Annotated in this window: 10 protein-coding genes; 7 read left to right on the top strand and 3 right to left on the bottom strand. The window is 69.1% G+C overall.

Annotation, left to right across the window (positions count from 1 at the left end):
• The first annotated feature begins 29 nt into the window (after window positions 1–29).
• Window positions 30–578 (top strand): hypothetical protein, encoded by a 549-nt coding sequence (locus tag ACFVM3_RS35475; RefSeq protein WP_378444265.1) that lies wholly within the window; start codon window positions 30–32, stop codon window positions 576–578.
• A 63-nt stretch (window positions 579–641) separates the two neighbouring features.
• Here the strand turns inward: ACFVM3_RS35475 and ACFVM3_RS35480 are convergent, their stop codons facing one another.
• On the bottom strand, window positions 642–2,984 hold the full coding sequence (locus ACFVM3_RS35480) for an excinuclease ABC subunit UvrA (protein WP_378444266.1): 2,343 nt from the start codon (window positions 2,982–2,984) through the stop codon (window positions 642–644).
• A 56-nt stretch (window positions 2,985–3,040) separates the two neighbouring features.
• Between ACFVM3_RS35480 and ACFVM3_RS35485 the strand changes: the two genes are divergently transcribed.
• Window positions 3,041–4,012, top strand: coding sequence for a helix-turn-helix transcriptional regulator (locus ACFVM3_RS35485; RefSeq protein ID WP_378444267.1), 972 nt, complete (start codon window positions 3,041–3,043; stop codon window positions 4,010–4,012).
• 17 nt (window positions 4,013–4,029) lie between these two features.
• On the opposite strand, the gene ACFVM3_RS35490 is transcribed toward ACFVM3_RS35485, so the two are convergent.
• Window positions 4,030–4,500, bottom strand: coding sequence for an Lrp/AsnC family transcriptional regulator (locus tag ACFVM3_RS35490; RefSeq protein ID WP_378444268.1), 471 nt, complete (start codon window positions 4,498–4,500; stop codon window positions 4,030–4,032).
• A gap of 160 nt (window positions 4,501–4,660) precedes the next feature.
• Here ACFVM3_RS35490 and ACFVM3_RS35495 point away from each other — a divergent pair, with 160 nt between their 5' ends.
• Window positions 4,661–8,110 (top strand): indolepyruvate ferredoxin oxidoreductase family protein, encoded by a 3,450-nt coding sequence (locus tag ACFVM3_RS35495; protein ID WP_378444269.1) that lies wholly within the window; start codon window positions 4,661–4,663, stop codon window positions 8,108–8,110.
• 22 nt (window positions 8,111–8,132) lie between these two features.
• Here ACFVM3_RS35495 and ACFVM3_RS35500 read toward each other — a convergent pair whose 3' ends face one another.
• Window positions 8,133–9,104, bottom strand: coding sequence for a hypothetical protein (locus tag ACFVM3_RS35500; protein ID WP_378444270.1), 972 nt, complete (start codon window positions 9,102–9,104; stop codon window positions 8,133–8,135).
• Between the two features lie 102 nt (window positions 9,105–9,206).
• Between ACFVM3_RS35500 and ACFVM3_RS35505 the strand changes: the two genes are divergently transcribed.
• The 4 genes from ACFVM3_RS35505 to ACFVM3_RS35520 all read left to right on the top strand — a co-directional run bounded on the left by ACFVM3_RS35505 (window position 9,207) and on the right by ACFVM3_RS35520 (window position 16,941).
• The gene (locus tag ACFVM3_RS35505) at window positions 9,207–10,112 is read left to right on the top strand and encodes an aminoglycoside phosphotransferase family protein (RefSeq protein WP_378444271.1); all 906 of its coding nucleotides are present in this window, start codon (window positions 9,207–9,209) and stop codon (window positions 10,110–10,112) included.
• 34 nt (window positions 10,113–10,146) lie between these two features.
• On the top strand, window positions 10,147–10,674 hold the full coding sequence (locus tag ACFVM3_RS35510) for a hypothetical protein (protein ID WP_378444272.1): 528 nt from the start codon (window positions 10,147–10,149) through the stop codon (window positions 10,672–10,674).
• Between the two features lie 367 nt (window positions 10,675–11,041).
• Window positions 11,042–14,338 carry a fibronectin type III domain-containing protein gene (locus ACFVM3_RS35515; RefSeq protein WP_378444273.1) on the top strand — a complete coding sequence of 1,099 codons (3,297 nt, stop codon included), beginning with the start codon at window positions 11,042–11,044 and terminating at the stop codon, window positions 14,336–14,338.
• Window positions 14,339–14,517: 179 nt separating this feature from the next.
• Window positions 14,518–16,941: a glucan 1,4-alpha-glucosidase gene (locus ACFVM3_RS35520; protein WP_378444274.1), complete on the top strand. Its 2,424-nt coding sequence runs from the start codon at window positions 14,518–14,520 to the stop codon at window positions 16,939–16,941.
• The last annotated feature ends 70 nt before the right edge of the window (window positions 16,942–17,011 follow it).

A 17,011-nucleotide genomic window follows, 5' to 3' on the forward strand; every position in this document is an offset into this window, starting at 1 on the left:
GCCCGCCGTACGGCTTTACGCTCTGCCGGATGAAAGAGTGCATTCGGGCGATCGCGGCGCTCGCCGTCTGCTGCCTGGTCGCGGGATGCGGTTCGACTACGCCGGAACCCGCGCCTTCGCCGACGCCGTCTCCCAGCGGCCCGGATCCTGCGTTGGTCTCCTGGGCGGGTGGGTACTGCGGTGCGGTCAAGGACATGCGGGTGATCGTCTACAGCCTGGCCAAGGGGTATGACATCAAGGCCGAGGCGGATCTGCCGAAGGCCGAAGAGTCGCTGAAGAAGCTGGACGCCGCGCTGGCGGCGGCGACCGCGGGTCTCGAGAAGCTTCCGCAGGTCGCGCCGCCCGCTCAGGACGCCAACGCGCTCGCCGCCGGAGAGCTCGCCTTTTACCGGGAGCTCCAGGGGAAAGTGACCGAGTACCGCACCCTGCTGCCGAGAGGCGGTGTCGCATACGCCAAGGCCGCCCTCGACCTGAGCGGGGTCGACCTGGTTTCGCACGTGCCCGCGGTCAAGACCGGTGCGGTGCCCGGCCTCGACCAGGCGATGAAGGCGAACGAGGCGTGCGAGCTCGTCGGCTAGATCACACCGGATCGAGCGAAGAACTGTTCGGTACCGGCGTGTCGGGCAAAGCCCGATGGGGAATCATCGCGCTCGCCCGGGAACTGTTCCCGGGCGGGTGGGTGTTCCCGGCGCCGTCCGGCGCCGGGAACGCGTTCGCAGATGACGCCCGGTGATCGACGCGGTGTCCTCGGCCAGTGCCGACGGCGTGCCCTCGAACACCACCGTCCCACCGTCGGCTCCCGCGCCCGGCCCGATGTCGATGACGTGGTCGGCGTGCGCGATCACCCGTTGGTCGTGTTCGATCAGGACGAGGGTCGCGCCACCGTCGACGAGTTCGTCGCAGAGAGCGAGCAACCGGTCGACGTCGCTGCCGTGCAGTCCGGCGGTCGGTTCGTCGAGGACCAGGCGCAGGTCTTCCGCGGGGCCGGCGTCGGCGAGATGGCGGGCGAGCAGCAGTCGTTGCCGTTCGCCGCCGGACAAGGTGTCGAGGCTCTGCCCGATCGTCAGGTAACCGAGCCCGACCCGGTCCAGCCAGCGCAACCGCTGCCCGATGGCGGAGGGCTCGCCGAACAAGACGGCGGCGTCCGCCGGGTTCATCGCCAGGACGTCGGCGATGGTCCTGCCGTTCAGGCGCGCGGCGAGCGCCTCCGGGTTGAACCGGGTGCCGCCGCAGGCGTCACAGCCGGTCTGGACGTCGTCGAGGAAGGCCAGATCGGTGATGATGACGCCCTTTCCCTTGCAGACCGGGCACGCGCCGCGGCCGTTGGCGCTGAACCACGACGGATGTTTCCCGGTGGCCTTACCGAAGGCCTCGCGAATGGGCTCGGCGACGCCCAGCACCGTGGCGGGCGTGGACCGGATGCCACCGCGCAGCGGAGCCTGGTCGACGACGACGAAATCGGGATGCTGCCGGGGAAGTTCGTCCGTGATCAGGGTGCTCTTGCCGGAACCGGCGACACCCGAGACGACGGTCAGGACGCCGAGTGGCACGTCCACGGTGACGTCACGCAGGTTGTGGCTACGGGCGCCGGAGATCGTCACGGTGCCGCGTGCGGCGCGCGTCCGCTGCCGGAAGTGAAGCGGGGTACCGAGAATCCGCCCGGTCTCGGTGCCGGCCGCGATGAGTTCGCCGGGACTGCCTTCGAACTGGATCCACCCGCCGCCGTCACCACCGCCGGGCCCGAGATCGATGACGTGATCCGCGGCCGCGATGACCGCGGGATGGTGCTCGACGACGAGGATCGTGTTGTGCGCGTCCCGGAGTTCGGCCAGCAGTTCGACGAGACGGTGTACGTCGTGCGGGTGCAAGCCGGTGCTGGGCTCGTCGAACACGTAACAGACGTCGCTGAGCGCGCTGCCGAGATGGCGGACGATCTTGACGCGCTGGGCTTCGCCGCCGGACAGCGTCCTCGACTCCCGGGACAGGCTGAGGTAGCCGAGACCGACCGAGTCCAGGGCGTCGAGGCGTTCGCGGATCGCCCGCAGCAGCGGCGTCACCGACGGGTCGCACACTTTCGCGACGACGTCCCGCAATTCGCCGACCGGCAGCGCCGACCAGTCCGCGATGGACCGTCCGTCGATCAGGCTGCCGCGCGCCGCCTCGGACAGCCGGGTTCCCGCGCACTCCGGGCAGACGCCGCGGGTGACCACTCCGGCGAGCCCCTCCTGTTCCTCGGCCGTGAGTCGAGAGGGCGTCTTGCGCAGGTACGTGTCCCGCAGCCGCGGGACGATTCCGTCGAAGAGGCCGTGTTTGGGGTAGTCGGGGCCGGGGGAGTCGAGGGAGAGTCCTTCGGCGTGCAGCAGGGTTTCGACCTTCGCCGGTGGTAGACGTTCCAGCGGGACATCGGGGTCGACGAGCCCGGAGTGGACGAGCCGTTTCCACCGGTAGGTCCCGGGCGCGAACGTCGGGAAACGCACGGCGCCTTCGCGCAGGCTCCGTGAGCGGTCGAGCAGCCGGTCGAGATCGATCTCGTCGACCGCGCCGAGCCCTTCGCAGCGCGGGCACATCCCGGCCGGATCGTTGAACGAGTACGCGGGCGAGAATCCGGCGTTCGGTTCGCCGAGGCGCGAGAACAGCAGGCGCAGCAGCGGCGCGATGTCGCTCGCCGTGCCGACGGTGGATCGCGCGTTGCCGGTGAACCGCCGCTGATCGACGATCGTGGTGAAGACCAGCCCGTCGATCCGGTCGACGTCGGCGGGCGGATGCTGGGGCAGCCGGTTCCGCACGAAGGCGGGATAGCTCCCGGTGACCAGGCGTTCGGCTTCGGCCGCGATCGTGTCGAACGCCAGCGACGACTTCCCGGACCCGGACACGCCGGTGAACACCGTCAGCCGGTGCTTCGGCACTCGCACCGAAACGTCGCGGAGGTTATGCGTGCGGGCGCCTTCGACGGTGATCCACCGGCCACGATCAACTTTCGCCATGAACCGAGGTTACGATGAGATGTGGCCGGTTTTCGGCCACAATTACGGGAGGCGTCGTGACGGCACCACGGGAACGGATGCTGCGGCTGTTGTCGCTCCTGCAGTCCGGCCGGGCATGGCCCGCCGCCGAACTCGCGACGGCCATGGAAGTCCCGCCGCGCACGCTTCGCCGGGACATCGACCACCTGCGCGGGCTGGGTTATCCCGTGGAGAGCAGCCGCGGCCCGGGCGGCAACTACCGCCTCGTCGCGGGAACGGCGCTGCCGCCGCTCATGCTGGAACACGACGAGGCGATCGCCACCGTGCTCGGGCTGCGGCTCGCCGCGGCGGGCGGCACCGGCGTCGACCTGACCGCCGAATCGGCCGACCGTGCCGCGGCGAAACTCCGGCGCGTCCTGCCGGCGGCACTGCGCAGGCGGACCGACGCGATGCTCGCCGCGGTCGAGTTCGGGACCGGTGAACAGCCTCGGGTCACCCAAGATGTCCTGAACGTCCTCGCCGCGGCGATCGCTGCTCGCCGGTGCCTCGAGTTCGCGTACACGGCGAAGGACGGCCCGTCGTCACGGACGGTCGAGCCGATGCGCCTGGTCCAGCTCGGCAGGCGGTGGTACCTGTACGCGTGGGACCTCGGCAGACGGGATTGGCGGAGCTTCCGTCTCGACCGGATCGCCGGGCCCAAGACGACGGACGTGGCGTTCGAGCCGCGTGAGCTCCCGGTCGACGACGTCGCGGCTCACCTTCAGGAACGCTTTCACAGCCCGAAATCGCTCCGGATCACGCTGACCATGGACGTCGGCGCGGAGGAGGCCGCGGCCCGTCTGCATCGGGTCGACGGGAGCTTCGAAGCCCTGGGCGACGACAGGTGCCGGTATGTCGCCCACGTCGATTCCTTCGAGTGGCTGGCCGTCGTTCTTCTGCTCACCGACATCGGGTTCACGGTGGAGGAACCGGCGGAATTCGGCGAGTACCTCGCGCGGACGGGGGAGCGGCTGAGGCGGGGAGGCCTTCGGCGCGACTCGCGTGATTGAAGGCGTAACTCGCGTGATCAGACCTCGCCGGGGTGGGGCCATTGCTGGCCGCGCGTCCAGGAGTCCAGCACCATCAAGGTCTTCGTGCCCGTCACGTGGTGATGGCGCCGGATCTCGTCGATCGTCTGCTGCAGGTGGCCCATGTCCCGTACCCGCAGCCAGACGAGCGCGTCGGGATCGCCGGCGATGGTGAACACCGCCTGGGCCTCCGGCATCCGGGTGGTGGTGCGGACGATCTCGCCGACCTTGGTGGTCCCGGTGAACCGCAGTTCGGTGAACGCCTCGATCGCCCAGCCGAGTTTGGCGTGGTCGATCTGGACGGTGTAGCCGACGATGACACCGTTCTCCTGCATGCGGTCGATCCGGCGTTTGACGGCCGCGGTCGACAGCGTGACGCGGGCCCCGATGTCGCCCAGCGTGCGCCGGGCGTCCTCCCGCAGCAGTTCGAGGATCTCGCGATCGGTCTCGTCGATGAGCTGGTCCGCCATGGGCCAGGATGGTACGCAGACGCAACAGATCTCGGCTACTGGAGAAGAAGGGCCGGATTTTTTGCGTGCGGGGTGCCAATAGACTGCCGCCTGTTGCGGCGGCCCGCGGGGTCGGGTCTCCTGTCGTGACGTCGCGGGGGTGCCGAAGGAGGCAGGTCTGGTGGAGCAGTTCACGTTGGAGGACCGGTATCTGCGGGAGGACGGCACCGTCTACCTCAGCGGCGTCCAGGCCCTGGTCCGGATGCTGTTCGACCGGGTGCGGCACGACCGCGCCGCCGGCGCCTCGCCCGCCGTGTTCGTCTCCGGCTACGAGGGATCCCCGCTCGCCGGGTACGACCTCGAACTCGGCCGCCGCTCCGTCCTGCTCGAGAAGCACGATGTCGTGCACCGCCCCGGCCTGAACGAGGAGCTCGCCGCGACGGCGGTCATGGGCAGCCAGCTCACCGCGTCGGTCGGCTCGTCCCGTGGCGGGGTCACCGGGTTCTGGTACGGCAAGGCACCCGGCCTGGACCGGGCGACGGACGCCCTTCGGCACGCCAATCTCGCGGGGACCGATCCGGCCGGTGGCGCGGTGGCGCTGGTCGGCGACGACCCCAACGCCAAGTCCTCCTCGGTGCCGTGTGCCTCCGAACTCGCGCTGGCCGACCTGGCGATGCCGGTGTTCTTCCCGTCCGATTCCCAGGACGTGCTGGACTTCGGCCTGCACGCGGTCGAGCTGTCCAGGGCGAGCGGGCTGTGGTCGTCGATGAAACTCGTGGCGAACGTGGCCGACGCCGCGAGCACCGCCCACGTCCGCCCGCGGTGGACGGCGCCGGAGCTGGCGCTGCCCGCGTACCGGCACAAGCCCAGCTCACGGCTGCTCGGCACCACGTTGAGGGCGCTCGAACGCAGCCTGTACACCGAACGGCTGCCGCTGGCCGTCGAATACGTGCGTGCGAGCGGGGTCAACCGGATCGTCCAGGAAGGACCCGCGGACCGCGTCGGCATCGTCACCGCTGGAAAGTCCTATTTGGACCTCATGCAGGCGCTGCGGCTGCTCGGCCTGGACGCCGACGCGTTGTCCCGGCACGGGATCCGGATCCTCAAACTCGGCGTCATCCACCCGCTCGAACCGTCGATCGTCCGCCGGTTCGCCGACGGCCTGAGCGAGATCGTCGTGGTGGAGGAGAAGCGTTCCTTCGTGGAGTCGGCGATCAAGGAGGTGCTGTACGGCACCGCCGGCGCGCCCGCCGTTTACGGCAAGACCGGCCCGGACGGCCGCACCCTGTGCACCGAACTCGGCGAACTCGACCCGGACGCCATCGCCAGGGTGCTGGCCACCCGGCTGAGCGACCACCACGAGATCCCGTCCGTGACCGCGTGGCGGCAGCGGCGACGGCGTGAGCGGATCTCGGTGCCGTTGCTGACCAGGACGCCGTACTTCTGCTCCGGCTGCCCGCACAACTCGTCGACCAAGGTGCCGGAGGGGACCGTGGTGGGCGGCGGGATCGGCTGCCACGCCATGGCGTTGTTCATGGAACCGGAACAGGTCGGGGACGTGGTCGGGCTGACCCAGATGGGTGGCGAGGGCGCGCAGTGGCTTGGGATGGAGCCGTTCGTCGACGCCTCGCATTTCGTGCAGAACATCGGCGACGGCACGTTCACCCATTCCGGCAGCCTCGCCGTCCGCGCGGCGGTGGCCGCCGGGGTGAACATCACCTACAAGATCCTCTACAACGCGACCGTCGCGATGACCGGTGGACAGGACGCCGTCGGCGGGCTCTCGGTGGACCGGCTGGCGTCGCTGCTGCTGGTCGAAGGCGTCGCCAAGGTGGTCATCACCAGTGACGAACCGAAGCGGCTCCGCGGCGTCCGCCTGCCAGACGGCGTCGAGGTCCGGCACCGCGACGAATTGCTGAGCACACAAGAGGAACTGGCCCACGTTCCCGGGGTCACGGTGCTCATCCACGACCAGGAATGCGCCGCCGAGAAACGCCGCAAACGCCGTCGCGGCAAGCTGGACACTCCCGCCACGAAGGTCGTGATCAACGAGCGGGTGTGCGAAGGATGCGGCGACTGCGGCGAGAAGTCGAACTGCCTGTCGGTGCAGCCGGTCAGCACCGAGTTCGGCCGCAAGACCGCGATCCACCAGTCGTCGTGCAACGTGGACTACTCGTGCCTGGCCGGGGACTGCCCGTCGTTCATGACGGTGGTGCCCACCGGGCGCAAGCACCGGGCGCGGCTCGCGGACATCACGGCGGCCGAACTGCCCGAGCCCGAGATCTCCGGCACCGACTTCACCGTGCGGATCACCGGCGTCGGCGGGACCGGTGTCGTCACCGTCGCGCAGATCCTCGCCACGGCCGCCGTGATCGAAGGCAAGCAGGTCCGGACACTGGACCAGACCGGGCTCGCGCAGAAGGGCGGCGCCGTCGTCTCGGATCTGAAGATCACCGCCGACCCGACGCCGCAGGCCCCGAAACTCGCGGCCGGGGAATGCGATCTCTACCTGGCCTGTGACGTCCTCGTCGGCGCGGACCCCGCGAATCTGACGGTGACCGACTCCGGCCGGACCACGGCCGTGGTCTCCACGACCGAGGTGCCGACCGGCCGGATGGTCGTCGACACCACCGTTTCGTTCCCCGAGGCGGCCGCGGTGCGGGGCGCGATCTCGGAGAGCGCGGCGCGGACCGTGGCGCTCGACGCGCGGGCGCTGGCGGAAACCCTGTTCGACGACGACCAGTTCGCCAACATCCTCCAGCTCGGCGCGGCCCACCAGACCGGCGCCATCCCGCTGGACGCGGCCAGCGTGGAGCGCGCGATCGAACTCAACGGGGTCGCCGTCGCGGGCAACCTCCAGGCGTTCCGGCGCGGCAGGCAACTCGTCGCCGATCCCGACGGACTGCACGCCGCGGTCGCACCGCCCACCGTCGCCGCGACCCCCGCCCCGTCGGCCGCCACGCTGCGCGCCCGCGCGCTCGTCCACGCCGAGCCGGGGTCGGAACTCGCGCGGCTGCTGGACATCCGCGTGCCCGAACTCGTCCGGTACCAGGATGTCCGGTATGCGCGGGAGTACGCCGAGTTCGTCGAGCGGGTCCGGGTCCTGGAAGGGGATTCGACCGCCGTCACCGAAGCGGTGGCGCGAAATCTGCACAAACTGATGGCCTACAAGGACGAGTACGAGGTCGCGCGGCTCTCGCTCGATCCCGCCGTGCTCGCCGGGATCGAGGCGGAGTTCGGCGTCGGCAGCCGTTACGCCTACCGTCTGCACCCGCCCGTGCTCCGCGCGCTGGGCATGAAACGGAAGATCGCGCTGGGCCCGAAGTTCCGTCCGGTGTTCGTCGCGCTGCGTGCGGCGCGGAAGCTGCGCGGCACCCGCTGGGACCCGTTCGGCAAGGCGCATGTCCGGAAGGTGGAGCGGGAACTCGTCGGGCAGTACCGGGAAACGATCCTCGCCGCTTTCGACGCCGAGGGCGCGGACCGGGGCAGGCTCCTGGCGCTGGCCGAACTGCCCGACCTTGTCCGCGGTTACGAAGACGTCAAACTGGCGAACGTCGAGGCCTACCGGCGGGAACAGTCCGCGCTCCTCGCCGAACTCACGCAGGGGGACCGGCTCGGCGCGACTACCTGACGGCGTCAGATCGCGTACCCGGTCAGCCGAGGTGGACGATCGTGGTCCGTTCGCCGTCGGTCACCGCGAAGCGTCGCCGGATTTCGTCGACGGCCACACGCGTGGGTCCCGAGAAGGACTCGCTCCACACGATCGGGCCTTCCGCGTGACCGGTCGGGAGGTCGGGCCATTCCTGGAGCAGGTCTCCGGTCGCCCCGTCGTAGAGGCGCGGGTGGTCGTACAAGGCCAGGAAATCGCCGGCGAGCGGAACGACGTCACCGGCGGGCAGATCCAGTCGACGGCGCCAGACGAACGTCCGGGTGGCGGTCGACCACCTGGCCAGCATGGTGGGGGCGAGGTCGTCGGGTCCCTCCGGGTCGTTCTCCTCCGTGGAGGTGCTGACCACGATGTCTTCGCCGACGAAACAAGCGCCCGCGACCTCGGCCTGCACGAGACCGACCTGAGTGAACACGTCGCCGACCGAATCGAGCGTGGTGGGTTCGGTCAGCGCCTTCTCCAAGTCGTAGACCGCCGCGGAGCACCAGGGATGCCAGACCCAGCCGGCACTGAGCAGGTACCAGCCGCTCGGCGAAACGGCCAAACGCGAATGGAAGAAGTCGCTCGGCTCACGCGCCGGGCCGTCGGTGAGTCGCTCGCCGGTCGCGGCGACCTCGACCTCGAGCCGGTTGTATTCGTCGGGACAGTGGATCAAACCCGTCCGGCCGTCGGGAAGCGTGCATAACACCAGCGGGTAGCGGTAGGCCTCGGCCTTGTAGCCGCTGCGGGTGAGCTCGCGGATCGGACGGCCGTCCGCCGACAGCAGCAACCCCGTCGTACCGGTATCGACCATCAGCGCGACCAGGTCACCGCGCGGAGAGACCGCCACGGCGTCGAAGACTTCGCTGTACTCGCCGAACAACGTCGAATCCGGTGACACGTGGTGAAGCGTTCCGTCGATCCAGACCAGCGCCTTCGCTCCCGTGACGGCGGTGACCTCGCGCCGAATTTCTCGCACGGATTTCAGTCTGCCCGACCTCGGGCCGGGAGTCTGCCGAATATCCGCTGGACGGCAAGGCCAGACTCGGTGTGGGTTCGTCATCGAGCGAAGGAAGTGGTCTTGGGCAGTACGCCGGATCTCGGGCCGCCGCGGCGGATCACCGTCGACGTGGCACAGGTGCGCCGCCTGGTAGCCGAGCAGTTCCCGGAGTGGGCCGGACTCCCGGTCCGGCCGATGGCCGAATCCGGTTGGGACAACAGGACTTTCCGGCTCGGCGACGGAATGGTGGCGCGGTTGCCGAGCGCCGCCGAGTACGCGTTGGCGGTGGACAAGGAACAACGGTGGCTTCCGGTGCTCGCTCCGCGGCTGCCGCTGCCCGTCCCGGTCCCGCTGGCGAAGGGAAGACCGGGCGCGGGCTACCCCTTCTCGTGGTCGGTCCTTCGGTGGCTCGACGGCGAACCCGCGAGCGCGGACCGAATTCCCGACCCGGTCCGGTTCGCTCTCGATCTGTCCGGTTTCCTGGTGGCGTTGAGGAACCTCGATGCCGCGGACGGCCCTCGGCCGGGTAAACACAACTGGTTCCGGGGCGCCACTCTGCGCACCTTCGACCCGCTGGCCGAGCGCGCGCTCACGGCGCTGGACGGCGAGATCGACGTCGGCTCGGCACGCGCACTCTGGAATTCGGCGCTGGACGTTCCCTGGGACGGTGTGGAGCGGTGGTTCCACGGCGACGTCGCGCCGGGGAATCTCCTGCTCGACGGCGGGCGATTGGCGGCCGTCATCGATTTCGGCACCTGCGGCGTCGGAGATCCGTCCTGCGATCTGGCCATCGCCTGGACGTTGCTGACGGCCGACGGCAGGGAGGCGTTCCGCGAGCGGCTTTCGGTCGATACCCCCGAATGGGAGCGTGGGCGTGGCTGGGCACTGTGGAAGACCTTGGTCACCTGCGCCCGGACCAAAGGCCGCGCCGACGACGAAGCGGTGAACGCGCGTCGCGTCTTGGCCGGGATCCTGGCCATTCGCTGAGGGCCCGGTGCCGATCCGTGGTTGGATCGGGCGCATGTCCGCCATTGTCGTCGCCGTGATCGCGGCCGTCGCCTCGGTCTCCGCGGCCGTGGTCGCGGGGATGTTCGCGCTGGCCGCACGCCGTCTCGAAGCCCGGGTGCAGAGCGCCGACCAGGTTCGCGAACGGATCTCCGAGCAGAAGCGCGCCATGTGCGAACCCGTCGTCGACATGCTCGACCGGATGTTCACCAGCGACGACCTGCCCACGGAAGAGGAGTTGAAGCACAAGCGCCGCTTCGACACCTGGGTGAACGTGTACGGCTCCGATGGCATCGTCCGGGCGTACTCCCGGCTCATGCAGGCGCTCCCGGCCGGGGCGCCGGCCGACATCCAGTTCCGGCTCTACGCGGACTTCCTGATCGAGGTCCGCAAGGACATCGGCGATCCGGGTACCGCGGTCGACCGCATGCAGATCCTCGGCCCGCGGTCGGCGAACCTCTCCGACCGCCGGAGCCTGACCGATCCGGACCTCAACACGGTCTGCAAACGCCTCGGCTGGGTCCCGCCCTGGCGCGCCAAATAGACCGACCCGACCATGGCCATGTTGGCCAATAACCACCATCGTCGAGGTGGGGTCGGTCGTTTTGGGGTCGTGGCTGACAGATTCGCGAACGGTGAATCGACCGCGTATGACAAAGACGAAGAATGGTCGCGCCGGCTCTGTGATTTTGCTTGCCTGGTGAGCCTCGCGGGTGTGTTAATTCCCTGTGGCATACCCGTAAATATGCGCACGCGCCCGCTGGGAAGAGCCCGCGAAAGCGGGCATTAATCGTTTGTCCGGTGGTTTCGGCGGGCGTGGTCCATGTGTTGGAGAGGTACCTGTGAAACACAGAAGACGTAGTCGAAGACTGGCCACTGGGGGCATCGCCGTCATCAGCACGGCGGCCTTGGTGGCACTGGGTCTCGCGATAGGTTCGGGCACCAGTGCCGCGGCTCCGGGTGAACTCACGCAGAATTACTCGTGTCCGTTCCCGTTGATCGGAAATCAGAACGTCTCGGTCACCATCAAGACCACGCAGCCTACGACGATCGAGACCGGGAAACTGACTCCAGCCATCGAGATCACCGCTGTGTCCAATGCGGGCAAGACGGCGACAGAAGGTCTCCGGCTCGTCGGTGCCGAGTCCATCAAGGGCACCGCGAAGGCGACCTCGACCGTGACGATGCCCGGCAGCCAGGGCACGATGACGGTGAAGGTCGACTCCGACGTGCCGAAGCAGCCCATCCCGCCCGCGGGCAACGACCTCGTCGTCAACGCGACGGGCAGCGCGCCCGCGCTGAGGTTCGACCAGCCGGGCACCGCGTCGCTCGCGGTGACCGGTCTCCAGCTGGTGATGACCCCGCTGAAGGCCGATGGCACCGAGACCGGTCTCGGCACCTTCACTTCGGACTGCACACTGGCGGCCGGGGCCGAGACCGTCCTGCAGACCTACACCGTGACCGGCTCGCCGGTCACCCCGGAAGCCGTTGTCGGCACGGGGAACCACCCGCCGCTGCGGCAGGTCTACAGCTGCCCGTTCCCGTTGATCGGGAACCAGGATGTCACGGTCGACATCAACGCCACGCTGCCCGACACGATCCCCGTCGGCCAGTTCACGCCCAGGATCGACATCACGGCCGTCTCCAACGCGGGCAAGACCGCGACCGAAGGGCTCCGGCTCGTCGGCGCCGAGAAGATCAAGGGATCGGCGCTGGCCACCTCGCTGGTCTCCAGCCCGCAGGGACATCTCGCGGTCGGCGTGCCGACAGCGGTCCCGCTGCAGCCGATCCCTCCGACGGGTAACGACCTGATCGTCAACGCGAGCGGTGCGGCGCCGTCGTTGCGGTTCGACAAGCCAGGGACGGCCACGCTTTCGGTGCACGACCTGGTGCTCACCATGACGCCGTTGACGGCTTCCGGCGCGGAGACCGGCCTCGGCACGTTCGTCGCGGACTGCACTCCCGCGAACGGCCAGGCCAACGTGCTGCACACCTTCACCGTCACCGCGGCCGCGGACACGACCCCGCCCTCGGCTCCCGGTGCGGTGACGGTCGGCGACGTCACCCAGAACAGCGTCGCGTTGTCCTGGGGTGCCGCCACCGACGAGGTCGGCGTGACCGGCTACGACGTCTACGAGGGCGCTAACCTCGTCAAGTCCGTGACCGGAACGTCGGCCACGGTCGACGGCCTCACCCCGGACACGGAGTACTCGTTCACGGTCAAGGCGAAGGACGCGGCGGGCAACGTCTCGCCCGCCACCGCGCCTGCCACCGCCCGGACCGCGAAGGCGCCGGACACGCAGGCGCCGACCACACCCGCGAACGTGCACTCGACCGGAACCACCCAGACCAGCGTGACGCTGGCCTGGGACGCGTCGAGTGACAATGTCGGTGTCACCGGGTACGACGTCTTGAAGGGCACCGAGGTCGTCAAGACGGTCACAGAACCGCAGGCCACGATCGACGGTCTGACGGCCAACACCGAGTACACCTTCACGGTGGTCGCGAAGGACGCGGCGGGCAACGCTTCGGCGCCCAGCGCCGCGGTCACGGCGCGGACGCAGGCCGCGCCCGACACGCAGGCTCCCGGTGTGCCGGGCAACCTGCACTCGACCGGTACCTCGGCCACCAGCGTCGGCCTGGCGTGGGACGCGTCGAGTGACAACGTCGGTGTCACCGGCTACGACGTCTATAACGGCGCCACCCTGGTGAAGTCGGTGACGGAAACCAACGCCACCGTCGACGGCCTCGCCGCCGACACCGAGTACACCTTCACCGTCGTCGCCAAGGACGCGGCGGGCAACAGGTCGGAGCCCAGCGCGGCGGTGACCGCCCGGACCGCCACGGTCCCCGACACCGAAGCGCCCAGCGTTCCGGCCGGTCTGGCCACGACCGACGTCACCCAGTCCAGTATCGCGCTGTCCTGGAACGCGTCGAGCGACAACGTGGGTGTCACCGGTTACGACGTCTACAACGGCTCCACGCTGGTGAAGTCGGTGACGGGGACTTCGGCCATTGTGGACGGTCTCGCGCCGGACACGGAGTACTCGTTCACGGTGGTCGCGAAGGACGCCGCGGGCAACGCTTCGGCGCCCAGCGCCGCCGCGACGGCGCGGACGCAGACCGCACCCGACACCCAGGCGCCCGTCGCACCGGGCAACCCCCGCTCGACCGGGACCACGCAGACGAGCGTGAGCCTCGAATGGAACGCGGCAACGGACAACGTCGGTGTCACCGGCTACGACGTCTACAACGGCGGCACCCTGGTGAAGTCCGTGACGGGGACTTCGGTCACTGTGGACGGTCTCGCGCCGGACACGGAGTACTCGTTCACGGTGGTCGCGAAGGACGCCGCGGGCAACCTCTCGACTCCGAGCGCCGCCATCACCGTCCGGACGCAGGCCTCGCCCGACGTGGTGGCTCCGAGCGTGCCGGGCAACCCGCGTTCGACCGGGACCACGCAGACCAGCGTGAGCCTCGAGTGGGACGCGGCGACGGACAATGTCGGTGTCGCCGGCTATGACGTCTACAACGGCTCCACGCTGGTGAAGTCGGTGACGGGGACTTCGGCCATTGTGGACGGTCTCACGGCCGACACGGAGTATTCGTTCACCGTCGTCGCCAAGGACGCCGCGGGTAACAAGTCGGCCGCAAGCGCGCCGGTCACGGCGAAGACGCAGCCGAACACCTCTCCGGTCGTCAAGTACAGCTACGACCTGACCGGTAAGACGCAGCTGAAGAAGCTCGCGGGCCCGATCGATCTGCGCGGCGGCATCAACGCCGCGATCACGCTGGCGAACGGGACCTTCGACGCCGACCTGACGCTGAACCCGACGAGCGCGAACCTCACGCTCTGGGGATTCGTCCCGGTCAAGGCGAAGATCGAGTTCGCTTCGGCGGGCAAGACCACGGGAACCCTGGTCAACGGGGTGCTCAAGTCGACCTCGGCGGTGACGGTCAAGCTGCCGCGGATCAGCGTCTTCGGCTTCCCGGTCTCGGCTAGCCCGGCCTGCCAGACCAAGACGCCGGCCCAGATCCCGCTCCAGTCGAAGGCAGGCTTCGACCCGCTGGCCGGTGGCAAGCTCACCGGCACCTACACCCTGCCGCCGCTGCAGGGTTGCGGGTTCCTCAACGACATCGTCAGCGGTGTCGCCTCCGGCCCCGGCAACACGGTGGAGGTGAACCTGAAGCCGCGTCCGGTCGGCTGACCTCACGGAATCCCTGATCCGGCCCCGTCGCGTACCGCGGCGGGGCCGGATCCATGACCGGACCACCGGCGCGAGTGGTCCGGGTTACTCCGATCGGCCCTGCCGGTGGAGACGGCCAGCGAATAAGTTGCCGCTAACAACAAATCCTGCCGTCGATGAAGCCTGTGGGAAGGATCGACATGAAATCTCCGAAGCGGCGTCGCGCGATAGTCGCGCTGTTGACCGCGGCGGCGCTACTGGCGTCCACGCCGGTGAGCGCCGCACCGCTGGCGGACGCGCCGGGCGCACCGGGTACCGGGGCGGCCTGGACGACCGGGGGTAAAGAGGGTTTCGGCACCGCCACCAACGCGGCGTCGAAGGTCTGGTTCACCCTCGGTCAGGGCATCAACCACGAGATCTACTACCCGACCGTGGACGTCGCCAACGTCCAGGACCTGCAGTACGTGGTGTCCGACGGTGCCGGTTTCACGCAGCTGGAACGCGACCACACCACCAAACAGCTGGTGCTCACCGATCCGCGTTCCCTGAGCTACCGGCAGATCAACACCGCCACCAACGGCCGGTACCGGATCACCAAGACCCACACCGCCGATCCGGCCAGGTCCACCGTGCTGATCCAGACCAGGTTCGAGGTGCTCAGCGGCGGTCCGCTGCAGTTGTACGCGCTGTACAACCCGTCCCTCAACAACAGCGGGATGGGGGACACCGGCGCCACTTCCGGCGGGCAGCTGGTCGCTTCGGACGGGCCGGTGTCCAGCGCCTTGGCCGCCTCCACCGGTTTCGTCAAGGCGACCAGTGGCTACAGCGGGACCGCGAGCGACGGCTACGTCGACCTGAGCGGTGATCACGTTCTCGGCGCACAGTACGACTCGGCGTCGACGCCCGGGAATCTGGTGCAGCTGGGGCAGATCCCCGTGGGGACCGACACCATCTTCACTCTCGCGATCGGGTTCGGAGGTGATCGCGGCGCCGCGTCGGCGAACGCGACGGCCTCGCTCGCGGGCGGTTTCGGGGCGGCGGACACCGCGTACCGGTCCGGCTGGAGCGGCTATCTCTCCTCGCTGGCCGCGGTGCCCCGCTCGATCACCGGCGCCGGCTTGACCACGCAGTACAACGTGGCGCTGATGACCCTCAAGGCTCACGAGGACAAGACCTATTCGGGTGCGAACGTCGCGTCGCTCACCAATCCGTGGGGTGAGGCGAAGGACGCGAACGGCACGGGGGACTGTGGGTACCACGCGGTCTGGTCGCGCGACCTCTACCAGGTCTCGACCGCGCAGATCGCGGCGGGCGACTCGGCGGCGGCCAACCGTTCGGTCGACTATCTGTTCACCGTCCAGCAGCGGCCGGACGGTTCGTTCCCGCAGAACACGCGCCTTGACGGCACCAACTGCTGGACCAGCCTGCAGATGGACGAGGTCGCCTTCCCGATCGTGCTCGCGTGGCAGCTGGGCCGGTCCGACGCGGGGATGTGGGCGAAGGTGAAGAAGTCCGCGGACTTCCTCGTCGCGAACGGCCCCTCGACCCCGCAGGAACGCTGGGAGGAGAACGGCGGCTATTCGCCGTCCACCATCGCCGCGGAGATCGCCGGGCTGATCTGTGCCGCCGACATCGCCGACCGCAACGGGGACACGACGGCGGCCGCCCGGTACCGCGAAACCGCGGACCGGTGGCAGGCGCAGGTCAGCGCCTGGACGTTCACCACGTCCGGCCCACTCGGCGACGGCCGGTACTTCCACCGCATCGACGGCAACGGCGATCCCAACGACGGCCAGAACATCTTCCTGCAGAACGGCGGCGGAAACCACGACGAACGCGCCATCATCGACGCCGGCTTCCTCGACCTCGTCCGCCTCGGCGTGAAACCGGCGGCCGATCCGGATGTCGCCGCTTCACTGTCCGAAGTGGACTCCACGCTGAAGGTGAACACCCCCAACGGCCCGATGTGGTACCGGTACAACCACGACGGCTACGGCGAAACGGCTTCCGGTGGTCCGTACACCGGCGCCGGCGTCGGACGGCTGTGGCCGCTGCTCACCGGCGAGCGCGGGGAGTACGAGCTGGCCAACGGCCGCCCGGCGACGACGCATCTGGCGGCCATGGCCGCCTCGGCGAATCCCGGTTTCCTGATCCCGGAACAGGTCTGGGACCGGCAAAGCGCCGGTGGCTTCACCTTCGGCGAAGGCACCGGCTCGGCGACGCCGCTGGCCTGGTCGATGGCGCAGTTCGTCCGGCTGGCGCATTCGATCGACGTGGGCGCCCCGGTCGAGACGCCGTCGGTGGTCAAGCAGCGGTACAGCGCGGCGTGCTCCGCGGTTTCGGCGAAGTTCACGGTGAACGCGACGACTTCGTGGGGCCAGAACATCTTCGTCGTCGGCGACCGTCCCGAACTCGGAGCGTGGAACCCGGCGAACGCGGTTCCGATGTCGTCGGCCGGCTATCCCTTGTGGACGGCGAACGTCACGCTGCCGAAGGGAGCCGCCTTCCAGTACAAGTACATCCGCAAGGAGGGCGGTGCCGTGACGTGGGAATCGGGCGCCAACCGGGCGGGCACCGCTTCGAGCGGCTGCACGATGGCGTTGAACGACACCTGGCGTCCCTGACCCTTACCGATGTCGGTTGCTCGCCTGAGTACATGAAGGCCCCCTTCCTTGCGCCAGGCGCAAGGAAGGG

The sequence above is a fragment of the Amycolatopsis sp. NPDC057786 genome (assembly GCF_042797905.1).
Taxonomy (GTDB): Bacteria; Actinomycetota; Actinomycetes; order Mycobacteriales; family Pseudonocardiaceae; genus Amycolatopsis.

Bases quoted from the DNA above. Each gene is read 5' to 3' on its own strand.
- ACFVM3_RS35475 (WP_378444265.1), top strand. From the start codon at position 30: ATGAAAGAGTGCATTCGGGCGATCGCGGCGCTCGCCGTCTGCTGCCTG.
- ACFVM3_RS35480 (WP_378444266.1), bottom strand. From the start codon at position 2,984: ATGGCGAAAGTTGATCGTGGCCGGTGGATCACCGTCGAAGGCGCCCGC.
- ACFVM3_RS35490 (WP_378444268.1), bottom strand. From the start codon at position 4,500: ATGGCGGACCAGCTCATCGACGAGACCGATCGCGAGATCCTCGAACTG.
- ACFVM3_RS35510 (WP_378444272.1), top strand. From the start codon at position 10,147: ATGTCCGCCATTGTCGTCGCCGTGATCGCGGCCGTCGCCTCGGTCTCC.
- ACFVM3_RS35520 (WP_378444274.1), top strand. From the start codon at position 14,518: ATGAAATCTCCGAAGCGGCGTCGCGCGATAGTCGCGCTGTTGACCGCG.